This is a genomic window from Citrobacter sp. Cpo071 (genome assembly GCF_030332765.1).
GTDB classification, from domain to species: domain Bacteria; phylum Pseudomonadota; class Gammaproteobacteria; order Enterobacterales; family Enterobacteriaceae; genus Citrobacter; species Citrobacter portucalensis.
The window spans coordinates 162,334-181,684 of record NZ_JAOWHE010000079.1 but is presented as its reverse complement, the minus strand read 5'-3'; the positions used below and the strand labels follow the sequence as shown (position 1 = coordinate 181,684).

Below are 19,351 nucleotides of genomic sequence, written 5' to 3'. Positions count from 1 at the left end.
ATTTCAATACTCCCTACGTCCTGCCAAGAAACAATTTGTCCATATTACGCCAGACATCATCGCTGTCGCCCCTGCGGGCCGCTGTATTTGCGGCAATGGACCACCAACCCCGCTTGTGAAAAGCTCTTTGTAAAAAACATGTACTACGCCAACGTCAAAATCGGCTAACAAAAGTGTCTATAACTACGGCAGAAATGTCCACATTGATTATTTGCACAGCGTCACACTTTGTGATGCCACAGCATTTTAGTCCATAAGATTAGCGGATCCTGCCTGACGGTTTTTATCGCTACTCACTACTGTTTATCCATACCCGTATTTTTGGATGGAGTAAGACGATGGCGATTGCAATTGGCCTCGATTTTGGTAGTGATTCAGTACGCGCTTTGGCGGTGGAATGTGCCACCGGCGAAGAGATCGCCACCAGCGTTGAGTGGTACCCACGTTGGCAGGAAGGGCAGTATTGCGATGGCCCAAACAACCAGTTTCGCCATCATCCGCGCGACTACATTGAATCCATGGAAGCGGCGCTGAAAACCGTACTGGCCGAACTGAGCGCTGAGCAGCGCGCGGAAGTGGTCGGTATTGGCGTTGACAGTACCGGCTCAACCCCGGCCCCCATCGATGCAGATGGTAATGTACTGGCGCTGCGTCCGGAGTTCGCGGAAAACCCGAATGCGATGTTTGTCCTGTGGAAAGATCACACCTCAGTAGAAGAAGCCGAAGAAATCACCCGCCTGTGCCATACACCGGGCAAGATCGATTACTCCCGCTATATCGGCGGCATTTATTCCAGCGAATGGTTCTGGGCCAAAATCCTGCATGTCACTCGTCAGGACCACGCAGTTGCCGAGGCTGCGGTTTCGTGGATTGAGCTATGCGACTGGGTTCCGGCCCTGCTCTCCAACACCGTACGCCCACAGGATATTCGTCGCGGTCGCTGCAGCGCCGGGCATAAATCTCTGTGGCATGAAAGCTGGGGTGGTCTGCCGCCAGCCAGTTTCTTTGACGAACTCGACCCCATCCTCAACCGCCATCTGCAATACCCAATGTTTACCGATACCTTCACCGCGGATCTGCCGGTTGGCACCCTGTGCGCCGAGTGGGCACAGCGTCTGGGGCTACCGGAGAGTGTGGTGATTGCAGGCGGTGCTTTTGACTGCCATATGGGCGCGGTCGGCGCAGGTGCACAGCCTAACACGCTGGTGAAAGTCATCGGCACGTCAACCTGCGACATTCTGATTGCCGACAAGCAAAGCGTTGGCGAGCGTGCGGTGAAAGGCATTTGCGGCCAGGTTGATGGCAGCGTGGTGCCGCATTTTATCGGTCTGGAAGCGGGGCAATCTGCTTTCGGCGATATCTATGCCTGGTTTAGCCGTGTATTGAGCTGGCCGCTGGAACAGCTTGCCGCGCAGCACCCGGAACTGAAAACACAGATTAAAGCCAGCCAAAAACAGCTGCTGCCTGCGCTCACCGAAGCCTGGGCGAAAAATCCGTCGCTGGATCACCTGCCGGTGGTGCTCGACTGGTTCAATGGTCGTCGTACGCCGAATGCCAACCAGCGTCTGAAAGGCGTCATTACCGACCTGAATCTGGCAACCGATGCACCAGCGCTGTTCGGTGGTCTGATTGCCGCCACGGCCTTTGGCGCACGCGCCATCATGGAATGCTTCACCGAACAAGGCATTGCGGTTAACAACGTGATGGCGCTTGGCGGTATCGCGCGCAAGAACCCGGTCATCATGCAGGCCTGCTGTGACGTGCTGAACCGTCCGCTACAGATTGTCGCTTCAGACCAGTGCTGCGCACTCGGTGCGGCTATCTTCGCCGCCGTTGCCGCGAAAGTACACGCCGATATCCCTGCCGCTCAGCAGCAGATGGCAAGCGCCGTGGAAAACACGCTGCAACCTCGCCCAGAGCAGGCTCAACGTTTTGAACAGCTTTACCGCCGCTATCAGCAGTGGGCAGTAAGCGCTGAACAGCAATACCTTCCGACTGCCGCTCCGGCGCAACAAGCCCCGGTAGACCTGGCAACCCTGACACATTAAGGACACGACAATGACGATTTTTGATAACTATGAAGTGTGGTTTGTGATTGGTAGCCAGCATCTGTATGGCCCTGAAACCCTGCGTCAGGTAACCCAACATGCCGAGCACGTCGTTAACGCACTGAATACTGAAGCCAAACTGCCCTGCAAGCTGGTATTAAAACCGCTGGGCACTTCCCCTGACGAGATTACCGCTATCTGTCGTGACGCGAACTACGACGATCGCTGTGCAGGGATGGTGGTCTGGCTGCATACCTTCTCCCCGGCCAAAATGTGGATTAACGGTCTGACTATCCTCAACAAGCCGCTGATGCAGTTCCACACCCAGTTCAATGCCGCCCTGCCGTGGGACAGCATTGATATGGACTTTATGAACCTGAACCAGACTGCGCACGGCGGTCGTGAGTTCGGCTTCATCGGCGCGCGTATGCGTCAGCAGCATGCCGTGGTCACCGGTCACTGGCAGGATAAACAAGCGCACGAACGCATTGGCTCCTGGATGCGCCAGGCCGTGTCCAAACAGGATACCCGCCACCTGAAAGTCTGCCGTTTTGGCGACAACATGCGTGAAGTTGCGGTCACCGATGGCGATAAAGTCGCTGCGCAGATCAAGTTCGGCTTCTCGGTAAACACCTGGGCCGTGGGCGATCTGGTGCAGGTAGTGAACGCAATTAGCGACGGTGAAATCAACGCGCTAATCGATGAGTACGAAAGCACCTACACCATGACGGCGGCGACGCAAGTCCACGGTGAAAAACGTCAGAATGTCCTGGAAGCGGCCCGTATTGAACTGGGGATGAAGCGCTTCCTGGAACAGGGCGGATTCCACGCCTTCACCACCACATTTGAAGATTTACACGGCCTGAAACAGCTCCCTGGTCTGGCCGTACAGCGTCTGATGCAGCAAGGCTACGGCTTTGCGGGCGAAGGCGACTGGAAAACCGCCGCTCTGCTTCGCATCATGAAGGTGATGTCAACCGGTCTGCAGGGCGGCACCTCATTTATGGAGGATTACACCTACCACTTCGAGAAAGGCAACGATCTGGTGCTCGGCTCGCACATGCTGGAAGTGTGCCCGTCCATCGCGGTGGAAGAGAAACCGATCCTCGACGTACAGCACCTCGGCATTGGTGGTAAAGACGATCCTGCCCGTCTGATCTTCAACACCAAAACCGGCCCGGCAGTGGTTGCCAGCCTGATCGATCTCGGCGATCGCTATCGCCTGCTGGTTAACTGCATCGACACGGTACAAACGCCGCACTCCCTGCCAAAACTGCCTGTCGCTAACGCACTGTGGAAAGCTCAACCGGATCTGCCAACCGCTTCTGAAGCCTGGATCCTGGCCGGTGGCGCACACCACACCGTGTTCAGCCACGCGCTGGATCTGAACGACATGCGTCAGTTCGCTGAAATGCACGATATCGAGATCGCGGTGATCGATAACGATACCCGCCTGCCGGCCTTTAAGGACGCGCTGCGCTGGAACGAAGTGTATTACGGTTTCAAACGTTAATTGGTGAAACGGATTGCCCGGTGGCATTTCATTTACCGGGCCTACAAATTACGTAGGCCGGATAAGCGAAGCGCCATCCGGCATTCAGGAGTTAACATGCTAGAAGATCTTAAACGTCAGGTACTGGAAGCGAATCTGGCGCTGCCAAAGCACAACCTGGTGACGCTGACCTGGGGAAACGTTAGCGCCGTCGATCGCGAGCGCGGCGTGTTTGTGATTAAACCTTCCGGTGTCGATTACAGCGTCATGACCGCAGACGATATGGTTGTTGTCAGTATCGCCACTGGGGAAGTCGTTGAAGGCACGAAAAAGCCCTCCTCCGATACTCCAACACACCGTTTGTTATATCAGGCATTCCCGAGCATTGGCGGTATTGTTCATACCCACTCGCGCCACGCGACAATCTGGGCGCAGGCGGGTCAGTCAATTCCAGCGACAGGCACCACCCACGCGGACTATTTCTACGGTTCGATTCCCTGCACACGCAAAATGACCGACGAAGAAATCAACGGCGAATATGAATGGGAAACCGGTAACGTAATCGTTGAAACCTTTGAAAAACAAGGTATTGACGCCGCACAGATGCCTGGCGTGCTGGTGCACTCTCACGGTCCATTTGCCTGGGGAAAAAATGCCGAAGATGCGGTGCATAACGCCATCGTGCTGGAAGAAGTCGCCTATATGGGGATCTTCTGTCGCCAGCTCGCGCCGCAGTTACCGGATATGCAGCAAACCCTGCTAGATAAACACTACCTGCGCAAACACGGTGCAAAAGCGTATTACGGGCAGTAACCTCTTCTGAGCATGACAACTGTATAAAATCACAGCTAATCTATCAGAACCAGGCTATAATAATGCCTGGTTTTTTGACGGATACGCAGCGTGGCGCAAGCAGGTTTTATTTTAACCCGGCACTGGCGGGACACCCCGCAGGGAACTGAGGTCTCATTCTGGCTGGCTACAGACGATGGGCCGCTGCAGGTCACGCTCGCGCCTCAGGAGTCGGTCGCGTTTATTCCCACCAGTCAGGTTCCTCGCGTAATGTCATTATTACCCACTGAAAACGGCTATCACCTGAAATCGCTGCAATTGCAAGACTTCCACCGCCATCCTGTTTCCGGCCTGTATTGCCGCTCACATCGCCAGCTCATGCGGTTGGAAAAACTGCTGCGCGAAAACGCAGTCACCGTCTATGAGGGCGACGTACGCCCACCTGAGCGGTATCTGATGGAGCGCTTTATCACCTCCCCTGTTTGGGTCGAAGGCGACAGACATAATGACATGCTGCTGAATGCCCGCCTGAAGCCGAACCCTGACTATCGACCACCGCTAAAATGGGTATCGCTGGATATTGAAACCACGCGCCACGGCGAACTCTATTGCATCGGTCTTGAAGGCTGTGGGCAGCGTATTGTCTACATGCTCGGCCCGCCAAACGGCGACGCCTCTACGCTTGATTTTGAACTTGAGTACGTAGCAAGCCGCCCGCAGTTGCTGGAAAAACTCAATGACTGGATTGCCCGTCACGATCCTGATGTGATAATCGGCTGGAACGTCGTGCAATTCGATTTACGCGTCCTGCAAAAGCACGCCGAACGTTACCGCATTCCCCTGCGTTTTGGTCGTGATAATAGCGAACTGGAGTGGCGCGAGCATGGCTTCAAAAACGGCGTGTTCTTCGCGCAGGCTAAGGGGCGCCTGATTATCGACGGTATTGAGGCGCTAAAATCAGCGTTCTGGAATTTCTCGTCATTCTCGCTGGAAACGGTGTCGCAAGAATTGCTGGGTGAAGGCAAGTCGATTGATAACCCGTGGGACCGAATGGACGAAATTGACCGTCGGTTTGCCCAGGATAAACCCGCGCTCGCCACCTACAATCTCAAAGACTGTGAGCTGGTCACGTGCATTTTTCATAAAACCGAGATCATGCCATTTCTGCTGGAGCGCTCGACGGTCAACGGTCTGCCGGTCGACCGTCACGGTGGTTCGGTTGCCGCCTTCGGCCACCTCTACCTTCCGCGCATGCACCGGGCGGGTTATGTGGCGCCGAATCTCGGTGAAGTCCCCGCGCACGCCAGTCCCGGCGGCTATGTGATGGACTCGCGCCCAGGCTTATACGACTCCGTACTGGTGCTGGATTACAAAAGCCTGTATCCCTCAATAATTCGTACTTTTTTAATCGATCCGGTGGGGCTTATCGAAGGGATGGCGCAGCCGGATCCGGAACACAGCACCGAAGGTTTCCTTGACGCCTGGTTTTCACGCGAAAAGCACTGCCTGCCTGAAATCGTTACTCAGATCTGGCACGGGCGCGAAGAAGCAAAACGCCGCGGCAATAAGCCACTCTCGCAGGCGTTGAAAATCATCATGAACGCATTTTACGGCGTGCTGGGCACCACCGCCTGTCGCTTTTTCGACCCGAGACTGGCCTCGTCCATTACCATGCGCGGCCATGCGATCATGCGCCAGACCAAAGCGTTAATTGAGGCTCAGGGTTACGATGTCATTTATGGCGATACCGATTCCACCTTTGTCTGGCTGAAAAAGGCGCACTCAGAAGACGATGCAGCCCGAATTGGTCGGGAACTGGTGAGCTATGTCAACACCTGGTGGGCGCAATCGCTGAAGCAACAAAATCTGACCAGCGCGCTGGAGCTGGAATTTGAAACCCATTTTTGTCGCTTTCTGATGCCGACCATTCGCGGTGCAGATACCGGCAGTAAAAAACGCTATGCGGGGATGATTCAGGACGGTGCTGAGCAACGTATGGTGTTTAAGGGACTGGAAACGGTACGAACCGACTGGACGCCGCTGGCCCAACAGTTTCAGCAGGAGCTATACCTGCGAATTTTTCGTAACGAACCTTATCAGGAGTTTGTTCGTGAGACTATTGACCGTCTGATGGCCGGTGAAATGGATGAACAACTGGTGTACCGCAAGCGCCTGCGCCGCCCGTTAAGCGAATACCAGCGAAATGTTCCACCACACGTTCGTGCCGCGCGACTTGCCGATGAGCAGAATGTAAAACTGGGGCGTCCACCGCAGTATCAGAATCGCGGAACCATAAAATATGTCTGGACGGTCAATGGCCCAGAACCTGTTGATTATCAGCTATCTTCGCTCGATTACGAGCATTATCTGACCCGCCAGATCCAACCTGTTGCTGAGGGAATTCTTCCCTTTATTGACGATAATTTTGCTACACTACTCACAGGACAACTGGGGTTATTTTGACGCGTGACGAAACCGCCGCCATCCAGTACCATAGCGCCCTTTCCATTCCTGGACCCATTTAACACCACTACCACTGATTTATTAGCCTGGTAGCGGGGTCGTATGCTCTCAATAACGGGGATTAGCCCGGAAAATGACGAGTATTGCCTGCAATTAAAGATATAGAGCCGAACATATATGCCTTTTACACTTGGTCAACGCTGGATCAGCGATACAGAAAGCGAATTGGGACTTGGTACTGTTGTCGCCATGGATGCGCGAACCGTCACTTTACTTTTCTCATCGACGGGCGAAAACCGTCTGTATGCGCGCAGTGATTCCCCCGTGACCCGCGTGATGTTCAATCCTGGCGATACGATAACAAGCCATGAAGGCTGGCAACTGCATGTCGATGAAGTAAAAGAAGAAAACGGCCTGCTTGCCTATATCGGAACCCGCCTGGATACCGAAGAAACCGGTGTCATGCTGCGTGAAGTACTGCTCGACAGCAAACTGGTATTCAGCAAACCACAAGATCGCCTGTTTGCTGGCCAGATTGACCGCATGGATCGCTTTGCTCTGCGCTATCGCGCCCGTAAATTTCAGAGCGAACAATACCGTATGCCGTGGAGTGGGTTGCGTGGTCAACGTACCAGCCTGATTCCTCACCAGCTGAACATTGCCCATGATGTTGGCCGTCGTCATGCCCCTCGCGTTTTACTGGCAGATGAAGTGGGTTTAGGTAAAACCATTGAAGCCGGGATGATCCTGCATCAACAACTGCTGTCCGGCGCCGCAGAGCGCGTGCTGATCATCGTCCCGGAGACATTACAGCACCAGTGGCTGGTCGAAATGCTGCGCCGCTTCAACCTGCGTTTTGCGCTGTTTGATGATGAGCGTTATGCAGAAGCGCAGCACGACGCCTACAACCCGTTTGAAACCGAACAACTGGTCATCTGCTCGCTGGACTTTGCCCGTCGTAATAAACAACGTCTGGAGCACCTGTGTGACGCCGAGTGGGATCTGCTGATTGTCGATGAAGCCCATCACCTTGTGTGGAGCGAAGACGCGCCCAGCCGCGAATATATGGCCATTGAACAACTGGCAGAACGTGTGCCGGGCATCCTGCTGCTAACCGCGACACCGGAGCAGTTGGGCATGGAAAGTCACTTTGCACGCCTGCGCCTGCTGGACCCGAGCCGTTTCCATGATTTCGCCCAGTTTGTTGAAGAGCAAAAAAATTATCGTCCGGTCGCCGACGCCGTCGCCATGTTGCTGGCAGGTCACAAGCTGAGTAACAATGAGCTGAACATGTTAGGCGACATGATTGGCGAGCAGGACATTGAGCCGCTATTGCAGGCGGCAAACAGCGACAGCGAAGACGCCCAGAGCGCGCGTCAGGAACTGGTTTCGATGCTGATGGACCGCCATGGCACCAGCCGTGTGCTGTTCCGTAACACCCGTAACGGTGTGAAAGGCTTCCCGAAACGCGAGCTGCATACCATCAAGCTGCCGCTGCCGACCCAATACCAGACGGCGATTAAAGTCTCCGGCATTATGGGCGCGCGTAAAAGTGCAGAAGACCGGGCACGCGACATGCTCTATCCGGAACAGATTTATCAGGAATTCGAAGGCGACACCGGCACCTGGTGGAACTTTGACCCGCGCGTGGAATGGCTGATGGGCTACCTGACCAGCCACCGCTCGCAAAAAGTATTAGTTATCTGTGCAAAAGCCACCACCGCGCTTCAGCTGGAGCAGGTTCTGCGCGAACGCGAAGGTATCCGCGCTGCCGTATTCCATGAAGGGATGTCGATCATTGAACGTGACCGCGCCGCAGCATGGTTTAGCGAAGAAGATAGCGGCGCCCAGGTAATGCTGTGCTCTGAAATCGGCTCCGAAGGGCGTAACTTCCAGTTCGCCAGCAATCTGGTGATGTTTGACCTGCCGTTCAACCCGGATCTGCTGGAACAGCGTATTGGCCGTCTGGACCGTATTGGTCAGGCGCATGATATTCAGATTCACGTTCCGTACCTGGAAAAAACCGCGCAATCTGTGCTGGTGCGCTGGTACCACGAAGGTCTGGATGCGTTCGAACACACCTGTCCGACCGGCCGTACTATCTATGACACGGTCTATAACAATCTGATCGGCTACCTGGCTGAACCAGAAAATACCGAGGGCTTTGACGATCTGATCAAAACCTGCCGCGAACAACATGACGCGCTGAAAGCACAGCTAGAGCAAGGTCGCGATCGCCTGCTGGAGATCCACTCTAACGGCGGCGAAAAAGCACTGGCGCTGGCTGAGAGTATTGAAGAACAGGACGACGATACCAGCCTGATCGCCTTCGCCATGAACCTGTTTGATATCGTCGGTATTAATCAGGATGACCGTGGCGACAATTTAATCGTGCTGACGCCGTCCGATCATATGCTGGTGCCGGATTTCCCTGGGCTGCCGGAAGATGGCTGCACCATTACATTCGAGCGCGATGTCGCCCTGTCGCGTGAAGATGCCCAGTTTATTACCTGGGAGCATCCGCTGATCCGCAATGGTCTGGATCTGATCCTCTCCGGCGACACCGGAAGCAGCACTATTTCGTTGTTGAAAAACAAAGCATTACCTGTTGGTACACTGCTGGTTGAGCTGGTCTATGTTGTTGAAGCGCAAGCGCCGAAACAACTGCAGCTAAACCGCTTCCTGCCACCAACGCCGGTACGCATGCTGCTGGATAAAAACGGCAATAACCTTGCTGCACAGGTTGAGTTCGAAACCTTTAACCGTCAGCTCAGCGCCGTTAACCGCCACACTGGCAGCAAACTGGTCAACGCCGTGCAGCAGGATGTTCATGCCATTCTGCAACTCGGTGAAGCGCAGGTGGAAAAATCAGCCCGTGCGCTGATCGACGCAGCGCGTAAAGAAGCTGACGAGAAGCTGACGGCAGAACTTTCCCGTCTCGAAGCGCTGCGTGCCGTTAACCCGAACATCCGTGATGACGAACTTAGCGCAATTGAAAGCAACCGTCAGCAGGTGATGGAAAGCCTGGATCAGGCGGGCTGGCGTCTCGATGCCCTGCGCCTGATCGTCGTGACGCATCAGTAACGGAGCCATACATGGGGATGGAAAACTACAATCCGCCGCAGGAACCCTGGCTGGTCATCCTGTATCAGGATGAGCACATTATGGTGGTCAACAAGCCGAGCGGCTTGTTGTCTGTGCCAGGTCGTCTGGATGAGCACAAAGACAGCGTGATGACGCGTATTCAGCGCGATTATCCGCAGGCTGAATCCGTGCATCGTCTGGATATGGCAACCAGCGGCGTGATTGTAGTCGCGCTAACCAAAGCGGCAGAGCGCGAGCTAAAACGCCAGTTTCGCGAGCGCGAACCGAAAAAACAGTATGTCGCACGCGTCTGGGGGCATCCTGCTCCGGCCGAGGGTCTGGTTGATTTACCGCTGATTTGCGACTGGCCAAACAGGCCAAAGCAAAAAGTGTGTTATGAGACCGGGAAATCGGCGCAGACCGAGTATGAAGTTGTGGAGTTCGCGGCGGATAACACCGCCCGGGTAGTGCTCAAGCCCATTACCGGACGCTCCCACCAGCTGCGTGTGCATATGCTGGCTTTAGGGCATCCTATCCTGGGCGACCGCTTCTATGCTCCGCCGGAAGCTCTGGCGTTAGCGCCGCGCCTGTTGCTGCATGCAGAGATGTTAACCATCACGCATCCCGAATACGGCAACAGTATGACGTTTAAAGTCCCGGCGGATTTTTAAATTCTGAGCCAATTTATGCCGGGGGCGCTTCGCTTACCCGGCATACATTCATTAACGTAGGCCGGATAAGGCGCTAGCCGCATCCAGCAATTCAATCACTTGAATCCTTTTTGATCCTTAATCAGCTCGTAAGCCTTTTGGATTTCCTGCGCTTTTTGTTTCGCCATTTCCATCATCTCTGGCGGCAGACCTTTCGCGACCAGTTTGTCCGGATGGTGCTCGCTCATCAGCTTACGGTAAGCCCGCTTGATGGTGGTCGCATCGTCGGTCGTTTTCACACCCAGCACATTACAGGCGTCTTCCAGCGTCGGGCCGCGTTGCGCCTGCTGCCAGCCACCGCCGCCAGACTGCTGCTGATATCCGCCGCCAAACTGTGCGCCGCCCTGCATCATGCGCAGGAACTGATCAAATTGGGTGCGTGAGATCCCCAACTCTTCAGCAATCACATACAGCACTTCACGTTCGTTAGGATGCAACGACCCATCGGCAAATGCCGCCTGGATCTGAATCTCCAGAAACATGCGGATCAGATCGAATCGACCAAAACAGACGCTGCGAAACTGACGCATCTTTTCACGTAATGGGTAATTATCCGATTTTCCTACCCGGAAGGCATGTTGTGCAGCCGTTCGCGAGTCACCGTGCAAATTCATCCGATCCATCAACTGGCTGGCGATATGTATATCGGCTTCCGTGACGCGACCTTTGGATTTGGTCAGATGTCCCATCACCTCAAAAGTGGTGGCAAAAAACAGCGCCTGGCGTTCACGTTGGTTGGCAAACCACGCCATTTTGCGCATGCGGGCTTTGTCGAACATGTGGCCAACTAACAGCCCCAGAACCACACCCCAGAAGCCGCCGCCCATCATTAAGGCCACGGCTACACCAATTATCTTTCCCCAATACTGCATAGACTCCCCAAATCTTTCCGCTCTCAGCCAGGCTATGTCCCACAATATAAGGTGCTTTTACCGATTTACGGCTGCGGTCAATTGTGGGACATCGCCTATAATTTGCATTATCATACCTGTCATTCAATGCCGTGCCTAACACCACAAACGCTATACCCGTTGGATTTCAAGTTGCAGCAAGGCGGCAACGTAGTGAGTCCCCTGGAGCTTACCCATGTAAGTGACTGGGGTGAACGAGGAAGACAACGAAGATGCAGCTTGAAAGGTGGCGGGTATAAAATGGGCAGGATTAATACTAGCGAAGTGAAGATGAGATAAGTTAGGCTGTGACCGTTTGTCACGCGCGACGCTACTGATGATGGAACAATAAATACAACGTATGAAAAAACGTATTCCCACTCTTCTGGCCACCATGATTGCCAGCGCCCTCTATAGCCATCAGGGCCTGGCAGCCGATCTCGCCTCACAGTGTATGCTGGGCGTGCCGAGCTATGACCGTCCTCTGGTACAGGGCGAGACTAATGAGTTACCCGTCACCATCAATGCCGACAACGCAAAAGGGAATTATCCCGATGACGCGGTGTTTACCGGCAACGTGGATATCGCACAGGGTAACAGCCGCCTGCAGGCCGACGAAGTACAGCTTCATCAGAAGCAGGCTGAAGGCCAGCCGGAGCCAGTACGTACCGTCGATGCGTTGGGCAATGTCCATTATGACGACAATCAGGTTATTCTGAAGGGACCGAAGGGCTGGTCCAATCTGAATACCAAAGATACCAACATCTGGGAAGGTGATTACCAGATGGTGGGCCGTCAGGGGCGCGGGAAAGCCGACCTGATGAAACAGCGTGGGGAAAACCGTTATACCATTCTGGAAAACGGTAGCTTTACCTCCTGTCTGCCAGGTTCAGATACCTGGAGCGTCGTCGGTAGCGAAGTTATCCACGACCGTGAAGAACAGGTCGCGGAGATCTGGAACGCCCGTTTTAAACTGGGTCCGGTTCCGGTCTTTTACAGTCCTTATTTACAGTTACCCGTCGGCGATAAGCGCCGTTCCGGTTTCCTGATCCCGAACGCAAAATATTCCACCAATAACTATTTTGAGTTCTACCTCCCGTATTACTGGAACATTGCGCCCAATATGGACGCCACCATCACGCCACATTATATGCACCGTCGTGGCGGGATCATGTGGGAGAACGAATTCCGCTACCTCACCCAGGCGGGTGCGGGCTTGATGGAGTTCGACTATCTGAATTCCGATAAAGTGTACGAGGACGAACATCCGAATGATGACAATTCACGTCGCTGGCTGTTCTACTGGCAGCACGCTGGCGTAATGGACCAGGTGTGGCGTTTCAACGTCGACTACACCAAGGTCAGCGACATCAGCTACTTTAACGATTTCGATAATAAATACGGCTCCAGTACCGACGGCTACGCCACGCAGAAATTCAGCGTCGGCTACGCGGTACAAAACTTTGACGCTACGGTATCGACCAAGCAGTTCCAGGTCTTCGACGCACAAAACAGTAATAGCTACTCTGCGCAGCCGCAGTTAGACGTCAACTATTACCAGAATGACGTTGGTCCATTTGATACCCGTATTTATGGCCAGGCGGTCCATTTCGTCAATACCAATGACAACATGCCGGAAGCAACGCGTGTTCACCTGGAACCGACGATCAATCTGCCGTTGTCGAATAACTGGGGCAGTATCAATACCGAAGCGAAGCTGCTGGCGACACACTATCAGCAGACCAATCTGGATTGGTACAACAACAACCCGAGTAACGTTAACAAGCTCGACGAGTCAGCCAATCGCGTCATGCCGCAGTTTAAAGTTGACGGCAAAATGGTATTCGAGCGCGACATGCAAATGCTGGCACCGGGCTATACCCAGACGCTGGAGCCGCGCGCGCAGTACCTTTACGTCCCGTATCGCGACCAAAGTCATATCTATAACTATGACTCCTCCCTGCTGCAATCTGACTACAGCGGCCTGTTCCGTGACCGTACTTATGGCGGCCTGGACCGTATTGCTTCTGCCAACCAGGTGACGACCGGGGTCACATCTCGCGTTTATGATGACGCGGCCGTTGAACGTTTTAATATTTCTGTGGGTCAAATCTACTATTTCACCGAGTCTCGCACCGGCGATGACAACATCAAATGGGAGAATGACGACAAAACGGGTTCACTGGTATGGGCCGGCGATACCTACTGGCGCATCTCCGATCGTTGGGGTTTACGCAGTGGGATCCAGTACGACACGCGTCTGGACAGCGTTGCAACCAGCAGTAGCAGTATCGAATACCGTCGCGACGAAAATCGTATGCTGCAATTGAATTACCGTTACGCCAGCCCGGAATATATCCAGGCGACTCTACCGTCTTACTACTCTACGGCAGAGCAGTATAAAAACGGGATTTCGCAGGTGGGCGCGGTGGCAAGCTTCCCGATCGCCGATCGTTGGTCGATTGTTGGTGCTTACTACTTCGATACCAACGTGAACAAAGAAGCAGATTCAATGTTGGGCTTACAGTACAACTCCTGCTGTTACGCCATTCGCTTTGGCTACGAGCGTAAGCTGAACGGTTGGGATGACAAAATGCAGCACGCGATTTATGACAACACGATCGGCTTTAATATCGAACTGCGCGGCCTGAGCTCAAACTACGGTCTCGGCACGACTCAAATGTTACGTTCGAACATTTTGCCGTATCAAAGCGCTTTATGATCTGATTGATTTACAACGTAATCCGCATTGCGGTTAATTAATAATGGAAAAAGTATGAAGAACTGGAAAACGCTGCTTCTCGGTATCGCCATGATCGCGAATACCAGTTTCGCTGCCCCACAGGTAGTCGATAAAGTTGCAGCCGTCGTCAATAACGGCGTCGTTCTGGAAAGCGACGTCGATGGCTTAATGCAGTCAGTAAAACTGAATGCAGGTCAGGCAGGTCAGCAATTACCGGATGACGCTACGCTGCGTCATCAGATCCTGGAACGTTTGATCATGGATCAAATCCTCCTGCAAATGGGTCAGAAGATGGGGGTGAAAATCTCTGACGAGCAGTTGGATCAGGCTATTGCCAACATCGCCAAACAGAACAACATGACGCTGGATCAGATGCGCAGCCGCTTGGCACAGGATGGCTTAAGCTATTCAACCTATCGTAGCCAGATCCGCAAAGAGATGACCATCTCCGAAGTGCGTAACAACGAAGTTCGCCGTCGCATCACCATCCTGCCTCAGGAAGTAGATGCCCTGGCGCAACAGGTGGGCAACCAAAACGATGCCAGCACCGAGCTGAACCTGAGCCACATTCTGATCCCATTACCGGAAAACCCAACGTCTGACCAGGTTAACGCGGCTGAAAGCCAGGCGCGCTCTGTTGTTGATGAAGCGCGTAACGGTAGTGATTTCGGCAAACTGGCTATTACTTATTCCGCTGACCAGCAGGCGCTGAAAGGCGGTCAGATGGGTTGGGGACGTATTCAGGAGCTGCCGGGTATCTTTGCCCAGGCGTTAAGCACTGCGAAAAAAGGCGATATCATTGGCCCAATTCGTTCCGGTGTCGGCTTCCACATCCTGAAAGTCAACGATATGCGTGGCCAAAGCCAGAGCATCTCCGTGACTGAAGTTCATGCTCGCCACATTCTGCTTAAGCCGTCGCCGATCATGACCGATCAGCAGGCGCGTCTGAAGCTGGAACAAATCGCGGCAGATATTAAGAGCGGTAAAACTACCTTCGCGGCAGCCGCTAAAGAGTTTTCTCAGGATCCAGGCTCTGCCAACCAGGGCGGCGATCTGGGCTGGGCTGCAGCAGATATTTTCGACCCTGCTTTCCGCGATGCGCTGACCAAACTTAACAAAGGCCAGATGAGCGCCCCGGTGCACTCCTCTTTCGGTTGGCATCTGATCGAACTGCTGGATACGCGTAACGTTGATAAAACTGACGCAGCGCAGAAAGACAGAGCTTACCGTATGCTGATGAACCGTAAATTCTCGGAAGAAGCAGCAACCTGGATGCAGGAACAGCGCGCCAGCGCTTACGTTAAAGTTCTGAGCAACTAATGACTCGTGCTCAACGCGTTGTTATCACTCCCGGCGAACCCGCCGGGATTGGCCCGGACCTGGTGGTTCAGCTCGCCCAGCGCGATTGGCCTGTAGAACTTGTTGTCTGTGCGGATGCAGCACTCCTCAATGACCGGGCAGCGATGCTCGGTTTACCGCTTTCACTCCTCCCCTACTCTCCAGATACCCCAGCCAAACCGCAATCAGCAGGCACATTGACGCTGTTACCGATTGCGCTGCGGGCACCTGTTGTCGCGGGTCAGTTGGCGGTAGAAAACGGGCAATATGTGGTGGATACGCTGGCTCGCGCCTGCGATGGCTGTCTGCAAGGTGAGTTTGCGGCGCTGATCACCGGCCCGGTTCACAAGGGCGTTATCAATGACGCTGGCGTCCCGTTTACCGGACATACCGAGTTTTTTGAAGAGCGCTCACAGGCAAAGAAAGTTGTTATGATGCTGGCGACCGAAGAGCTGCGCGTTGCCCTGGCAACCACGCATTTGCCGCTCAGAGCCGTTGCCGACGCCATTACGCCCGCCCTGCTTCAGGAAGTGATCGGCATTTTGCATCATGATTTACGCACCAAGTTCGGCATTGCCGATCCGCATATTCTGGTGTGCGGTCTTAACCCGCATGCTGGTGAAGGCGGTCATATGGGAACGGAAGAGATAGATACCATCATTCCGGTACTCGATGAACTGCGTGCGCAGGGAATGAAATTAAACGGTCCGCTGCCCGCAGATACGCTGTTTCAGCCCAAATATCTCGACCACGCGGATGCCGTGCTGGCAATGTACCACGATCAGGGTCTCCCCGTGCTAAAATACCAGGGATTTGGTCGCGGTGTGAATATCACGCTGGGCCTGCCCTTTATTCGCACATCCGTCGATCACGGCACCGCACTTGAACTCGCGGGCCGTGGACAAGCAGATGTCGGCAGTTTTATTACGGCGCTTAATCTCGCCATCAAAATGATTGTTAATACCAATGAATAATCGAGTCCATCAGGGCCATTTAGCCCGTAAACGTTTCGGGCAGAACTTCCTCAACGATCAGTTTGTGATCGAAAGTATTGTCTCTGCTATCAACCCGCAGAAAGGTCAGGCTATGGTCGAAATCGGCCCAGGCCTGGCGGCATTGACCGAACCAGTAGGTGAACGTCTGGACAAGCTCACGGTCATTGAACTCGACCGCGATCTGGCAGCACGCCTACAGACACACCCGTTTTTAGGGCCTAAGCTGACGATTTATCAGCAAGATGCCATGACCATGAACTTCGGCGAACTGGCACAAACGATGGGACAGCCGCTGCGCGTATTCGGCAACCTGCCGTACAACATCTCCACGCCGCTCATGTTCCATCTTTTTTCCTATACTGATGCCATTGCCGACATGCATTTCATGTTGCAAAAAGAGGTGGTGAATCGTCTGGTTGCAGGGCCAAACAGTAAAGCGTATGGTCGATTAAGCGTCATGGCGCAGTATTACTGCAATGTGATCCCGGTACTTGAAGTACCGCCTTCCGCATTTACGCCAGCGCCTAAAGTTGATTCAGCCGTTGTGCGTCTGGTCCCTCATACGACGATGCCGTACCCGGTTAAAGATGTTCGTGTGCTGAGCCGTATTACCACTGAAGCGTTTAATCAGCGCCGTAAAACGGTACGTAACAGTCTCGGCAACCTGTTTAGCGTTGAAGTACTGACAGAGCTGGGCATTGATCCGGCGATGCGAGCGGAAAATATCTCTGTCGCGCAATACTGCCGGATGGCTAACTATCTGTCAGAAAACGCGCCATCGAAGGAGAGTTAAACATGATCAATTCGCCCCGAGTGTGCATTCAGGTACAAAGCGTCTACATTGAGGCGCAATCCTCACCTGATGATGAACGTTACGTTTTTGCTTACACCGTAACTATCCGCAATTTGGGGCGAGCGCCTGTGCAGCTGTTGGGGCGTTATTGGTTGATCACTAATGGTCATGGCCGCGAAACCGAAGTTCAGGGTGAAGGCGTGGTTGGCGTCCAGCCCCACATCGAACCCGGCGAAGAGTACCAGTACACCAGCGGTGCGGTGATTGAAACACCGCTGGGCACCATGCAGGGTCATTACGAAATGATCGATGAACAAGGCATCGCCTTTACCATCGATATTCCCGTATTCCGACTCGCCGTTCCAACACTCATTCATTAAAACAATAACTATGGCGACATACCTTATTGGCGACGTTCACGGTTGTTACGATGAACTGGTAGCCTTGCTGCATCAGGTAGACTTTAATTCCGAAAAAGACACCCTATGGCTCACCGGCGATCTGGTCGCTCGTGGACCGGGCTCGCTGGATGTTTTGCGCTACGTGAAATCACTGGGCGACAGCGTGCGGTTAGTATTGGGTAATCACGATTTACACCTGCTGGCCGTATTTGCTGGTATCAGTCGTAATAAACCTAAAGACAGGGTCACATCGCTGCTCGAAGCACCGGATGCCGACGAATTACTTAACTGGCTCCGCCGTCAACCGCTGTTGCAGGTAGACGAAGAGAAGAAGCTGGTGATGGCGCATGCCGGTATTACCCCACAGTGGGACCTGCAGACGGCAAAAGACTGTGCTCGCGATGTTGAAGCCGTGTTGTCGAGCGACTCGTATCCCTTCTTCCTTGATGCGATGTACGGCGACATGCCCAATAACTGGACCCCGGAACTGACCGGGCTGGCACGCCTGCGTTTTATTACCAACGCCTTTACCCGCATGCGCTACTGCTTCCCTAACGGTCAGTTGGATATGTACAGCAAAGAGTCACCAGAAGACGCACCTGCCCCGCTGAAGCCCTGGTTTGCCATTCCTGGACCTGTCAGTGAAGCATACAGCATTGCATTCGGGCACTGGGCATCGCTGGAGGGTAAAGGCACGCCAGAAGGCATTTACGCGCTGGATACGGGGTGTTGCTGGGGAGGCGATCTCACCTGTCTGCGCTGGGAAGATAAACAGTACTTCGTGCAGCCGTCAAATCGCCATCTGAATCTGGATCCTGGCGAAGCGGTCAACGCCTGATAGTCGTTTGCCGGATGCGGTGCTCGCACCTTATCCGGCCTACATTAGCTGGATGATAAGGCGTTTCGCCGCTATCCGGCACTTACAGTATTAACGACGTTCCAGAATCTCGAAGCAGTAGCTGTGAGAGTTTTGCGCGTCGGAATCGTGGAATTCACTGAACACCGACTCCCAGTCATCCGGTTCGTAGTCCGGGAAATGCGTATCCCCTTCCACTTCCGCATCAATGTGCGTCAGATACAGTTTCTGTGCTTTTGGCAGGAACTGCTCATACACACGCCCACCGCCAATTACCATAATTTCAGGTTCATCGCCGCAGGCCGCAATTGCTTCATCCACAGACTTCACCCACTGCACGCGATCGTCGGTGCCAGGCTTACTGCTGATGACGATATTTTTACGCCCAGGTAACGGTCGCCCGATGGATTCCCAGGTATGGCGTCCCATGACAACCGGCTTGTTTAAGGTATTACGTTTAAACCAGGCGAGATCGGCAGGGAGGTTCCACGGCATGGCGTTCTCCATACCGATGACGCGATCTACCGCTAACGCCGCAATCAGACTGATCATTGAATATTTCCCGGATACAAAAAAATTGTCGCCACTATACGGAAAGCGCAATCTTTCGTCGACTGGCGGAAAGAGGATGAACAGGAAAATTTTCCGTTCTGCTGGCGAACCGACCTATTTAAGGTGGTACGCCAGCATTACAGTAGTTCAAAAACAGCCAATTAGCAGTAAAGTTTGCAGAACATCACATTTTT

The 19,351-nt window shown here is 53.8% G+C and carries 14 protein-coding genes; 12 read left to right on the top strand and 2 right to left on the bottom strand.

Annotation, left to right across the window (positions count from 1 at the left end):
* The first annotated feature begins 338 nt into the window (after positions 1 to 338).
* The 6 genes from araB to rluA all read left to right on the top strand — a co-directional run bounded on the left by araB (position 339) and on the right by rluA (position 10,550).
* The gene (gene araB / locus OGY09_RS11345) at positions 339 to 2,048 is read left to right on the top strand and encodes a ribulokinase (protein WP_032942351.1); all 1,710 of its coding nucleotides are present in this window, start codon (positions 339 to 341) and stop codon (positions 2,046 to 2,048) included.
* A 10-nt stretch (positions 2,049 to 2,058) separates the two neighbouring features.
* The gene (gene araA / locus OGY09_RS11340) at positions 2,059 to 3,561 is read left to right on the top strand and encodes an L-arabinose isomerase (RefSeq protein ID WP_003829590.1); all 1,503 of its coding nucleotides are present in this window, start codon (positions 2,059 to 2,061) and stop codon (positions 3,559 to 3,561) included.
* Between the two features lie 96 nt (positions 3,562 to 3,657).
* Positions 3,658 to 4,353: an L-ribulose-5-phosphate 4-epimerase gene (gene araD, locus OGY09_RS11335; protein ID WP_032942350.1), complete on the top strand. Its 696-nt coding sequence runs from the start codon at positions 3,658 to 3,660 to the stop codon at positions 4,351 to 4,353.
* A 90-nt stretch (positions 4,354 to 4,443) separates the two neighbouring features.
* Positions 4,444 to 6,795: a DNA polymerase II gene (polB, locus tag OGY09_RS11330; RefSeq protein ID WP_032942349.1), complete on the top strand. Its 2,352-nt coding sequence runs from the start codon at positions 4,444 to 4,446 to the stop codon at positions 6,793 to 6,795.
* A gap of 177 nt (positions 6,796 to 6,972) precedes the next feature.
* Complete coding sequence (gene rapA, locus OGY09_RS11325) at positions 6,973 to 9,879, top strand: RNA polymerase-associated protein RapA (protein WP_032942348.1); 2,907 nt, start codon at positions 6,973 to 6,975, stop codon at positions 9,877 to 9,879.
* Positions 9,880 to 9,890: 11 nt separating this feature from the next.
* Positions 9,891 to 10,550 carry a bifunctional tRNA pseudouridine(32) synthase/23S rRNA pseudouridine(746) synthase RluA gene (gene rluA / locus OGY09_RS11320; protein ID WP_003018849.1) on the top strand — a complete coding sequence of 220 codons (660 nt, stop codon included), beginning with the start codon at positions 9,891 to 9,893 and terminating at the stop codon, positions 10,548 to 10,550.
* A gap of 95 nt (positions 10,551 to 10,645) precedes the next feature.
* Here the strand turns inward: rluA and djlA are convergent, their stop codons facing one another.
* Positions 10,646 to 11,461 (bottom strand): co-chaperone DjlA, encoded by an 816-nt coding sequence (gene djlA / locus OGY09_RS11315; protein ID WP_008786173.1) that lies wholly within the window; start codon positions 11,459 to 11,461, stop codon positions 10,646 to 10,648.
* 379 nt (positions 11,462 to 11,840) lie between these two features.
* On the opposite strand from djlA, the gene lptD reads away from it, so the two are divergent.
* Genes lptD through apaH form a run of 6 tightly spaced genes read left to right on the top strand, consistent with a single transcriptional unit; the run spans position 11,841 to position 18,587 of the window.
* Positions 11,841 to 14,201 (top strand): LPS assembly protein LptD, encoded by a 2,361-nt coding sequence (gene lptD / locus OGY09_RS11310; protein WP_008786172.1) that lies wholly within the window; start codon positions 11,841 to 11,843, stop codon positions 14,199 to 14,201.
* Positions 14,202 to 14,255: 54 nt separating this feature from the next.
* Complete coding sequence (gene surA / locus OGY09_RS11305) at positions 14,256 to 15,542, top strand: peptidylprolyl isomerase SurA (protein ID WP_032942346.1); 1,287 nt, start codon at positions 14,256 to 14,258, stop codon at positions 15,540 to 15,542.
* Positions 15,542 to 16,534 carry a 4-hydroxythreonine-4-phosphate dehydrogenase PdxA gene (gene pdxA, locus OGY09_RS11300; RefSeq protein WP_008786171.1) on the top strand — a complete coding sequence of 331 codons (993 nt, stop codon included), beginning with the start codon at positions 15,542 to 15,544 and terminating at the stop codon, positions 16,532 to 16,534. Before surA ends, pdxA begins: the two co-directional genes overlap by 1 nt.
* A complete protein-coding gene (gene rsmA / locus OGY09_RS11295) occupies positions 16,527 to 17,348 on the top strand; it encodes a 16S rRNA (adenine(1518)-N(6)/adenine(1519)-N(6))-dimethyltransferase RsmA (protein WP_003829609.1) in 822 nt (273 codons plus the stop codon). The genes pdxA and rsmA overlap by 8 nt, the downstream gene beginning before the upstream one ends.
* A 2-nt stretch (positions 17,349 to 17,350) precedes the next feature.
* Positions 17,351 to 17,728: a Co2+/Mg2+ efflux facilitator ApaG/CorD gene (apaG, locus tag OGY09_RS11290; protein ID WP_003018867.1), complete on the top strand. Its 378-nt coding sequence runs from the start codon at positions 17,351 to 17,353 to the stop codon at positions 17,726 to 17,728.
* Positions 17,729 to 17,738: 10 nt separating this feature from the next.
* Positions 17,739 to 18,587, top strand: coding sequence for a bis(5'-nucleosyl)-tetraphosphatase (symmetrical) ApaH (gene apaH / locus OGY09_RS11285; protein ID WP_003829612.1), 849 nt, complete (start codon positions 17,739 to 17,741; stop codon positions 18,585 to 18,587).
* Between the two features lie 90 nt (positions 18,588 to 18,677).
* Here the strand turns inward: apaH and folA are convergent, their stop codons facing one another.
* Entirely contained in the window at positions 18,678 to 19,157 is a 480-nt protein-coding gene (gene folA / locus OGY09_RS11280) for a type 3 dihydrofolate reductase (protein ID WP_122973770.1), read from the bottom strand.
* Positions 19,158 to 19,351: the final 194 nt, after the last annotated feature.

Bases quoted from the DNA above. Each gene is read 5' to 3' on its own strand.
- rsmA (WP_003829609.1), top strand. From the start codon at position 16,527: ATGAATAATCGAGTCCATCAGGGCCATTTAGCCCGTAAACGTTTCGGG.
- apaG (WP_003018867.1), top strand. From the start codon at position 17,351: ATGATCAATTCGCCCCGAGTGTGCATTCAGGTACAAAGCGTCTACATT.
- araD (WP_032942350.1), top strand. From the start codon at position 3,658: ATGCTAGAAGATCTTAAACGTCAGGTACTGGAAGCGAATCTGGCGCTG.
- folA (WP_122973770.1), bottom strand. From the start codon at position 19,157: ATGATCAGTCTGATTGCGGCGTTAGCGGTAGATCGCGTCATCGGTATG.
- araB (WP_032942351.1), top strand. From the start codon at position 339: ATGGCGATTGCAATTGGCCTCGATTTTGGTAGTGATTCAGTACGCGCT.
- rapA (WP_032942348.1), top strand. From the start codon at position 6,973: ATGCCTTTTACACTTGGTCAACGCTGGATCAGCGATACAGAAAGCGAA.
- apaH (WP_003829612.1), top strand. From the start codon at position 17,739: ATGGCGACATACCTTATTGGCGACGTTCACGGTTGTTACGATGAACTG.
- pdxA (WP_008786171.1), top strand. From the start codon at position 15,542: ATGACTCGTGCTCAACGCGTTGTTATCACTCCCGGCGAACCCGCCGGG.
- araA (WP_003829590.1), top strand. From the start codon at position 2,059: ATGACGATTTTTGATAACTATGAAGTGTGGTTTGTGATTGGTAGCCAG.
- lptD (WP_008786172.1), top strand. From the start codon at position 11,841: ATGAAAAAACGTATTCCCACTCTTCTGGCCACCATGATTGCCAGCGCC.
- surA (WP_032942346.1), top strand. From the start codon at position 14,256: ATGAAGAACTGGAAAACGCTGCTTCTCGGTATCGCCATGATCGCGAAT.
- djlA (WP_008786173.1), bottom strand. From the start codon at position 11,461: ATGCAGTATTGGGGAAAGATAATTGGTGTAGCCGTGGCCTTAATGATG.
- rluA (WP_003018849.1), top strand. From the start codon at position 9,891: ATGGGGATGGAAAACTACAATCCGCCGCAGGAACCCTGGCTGGTCATC.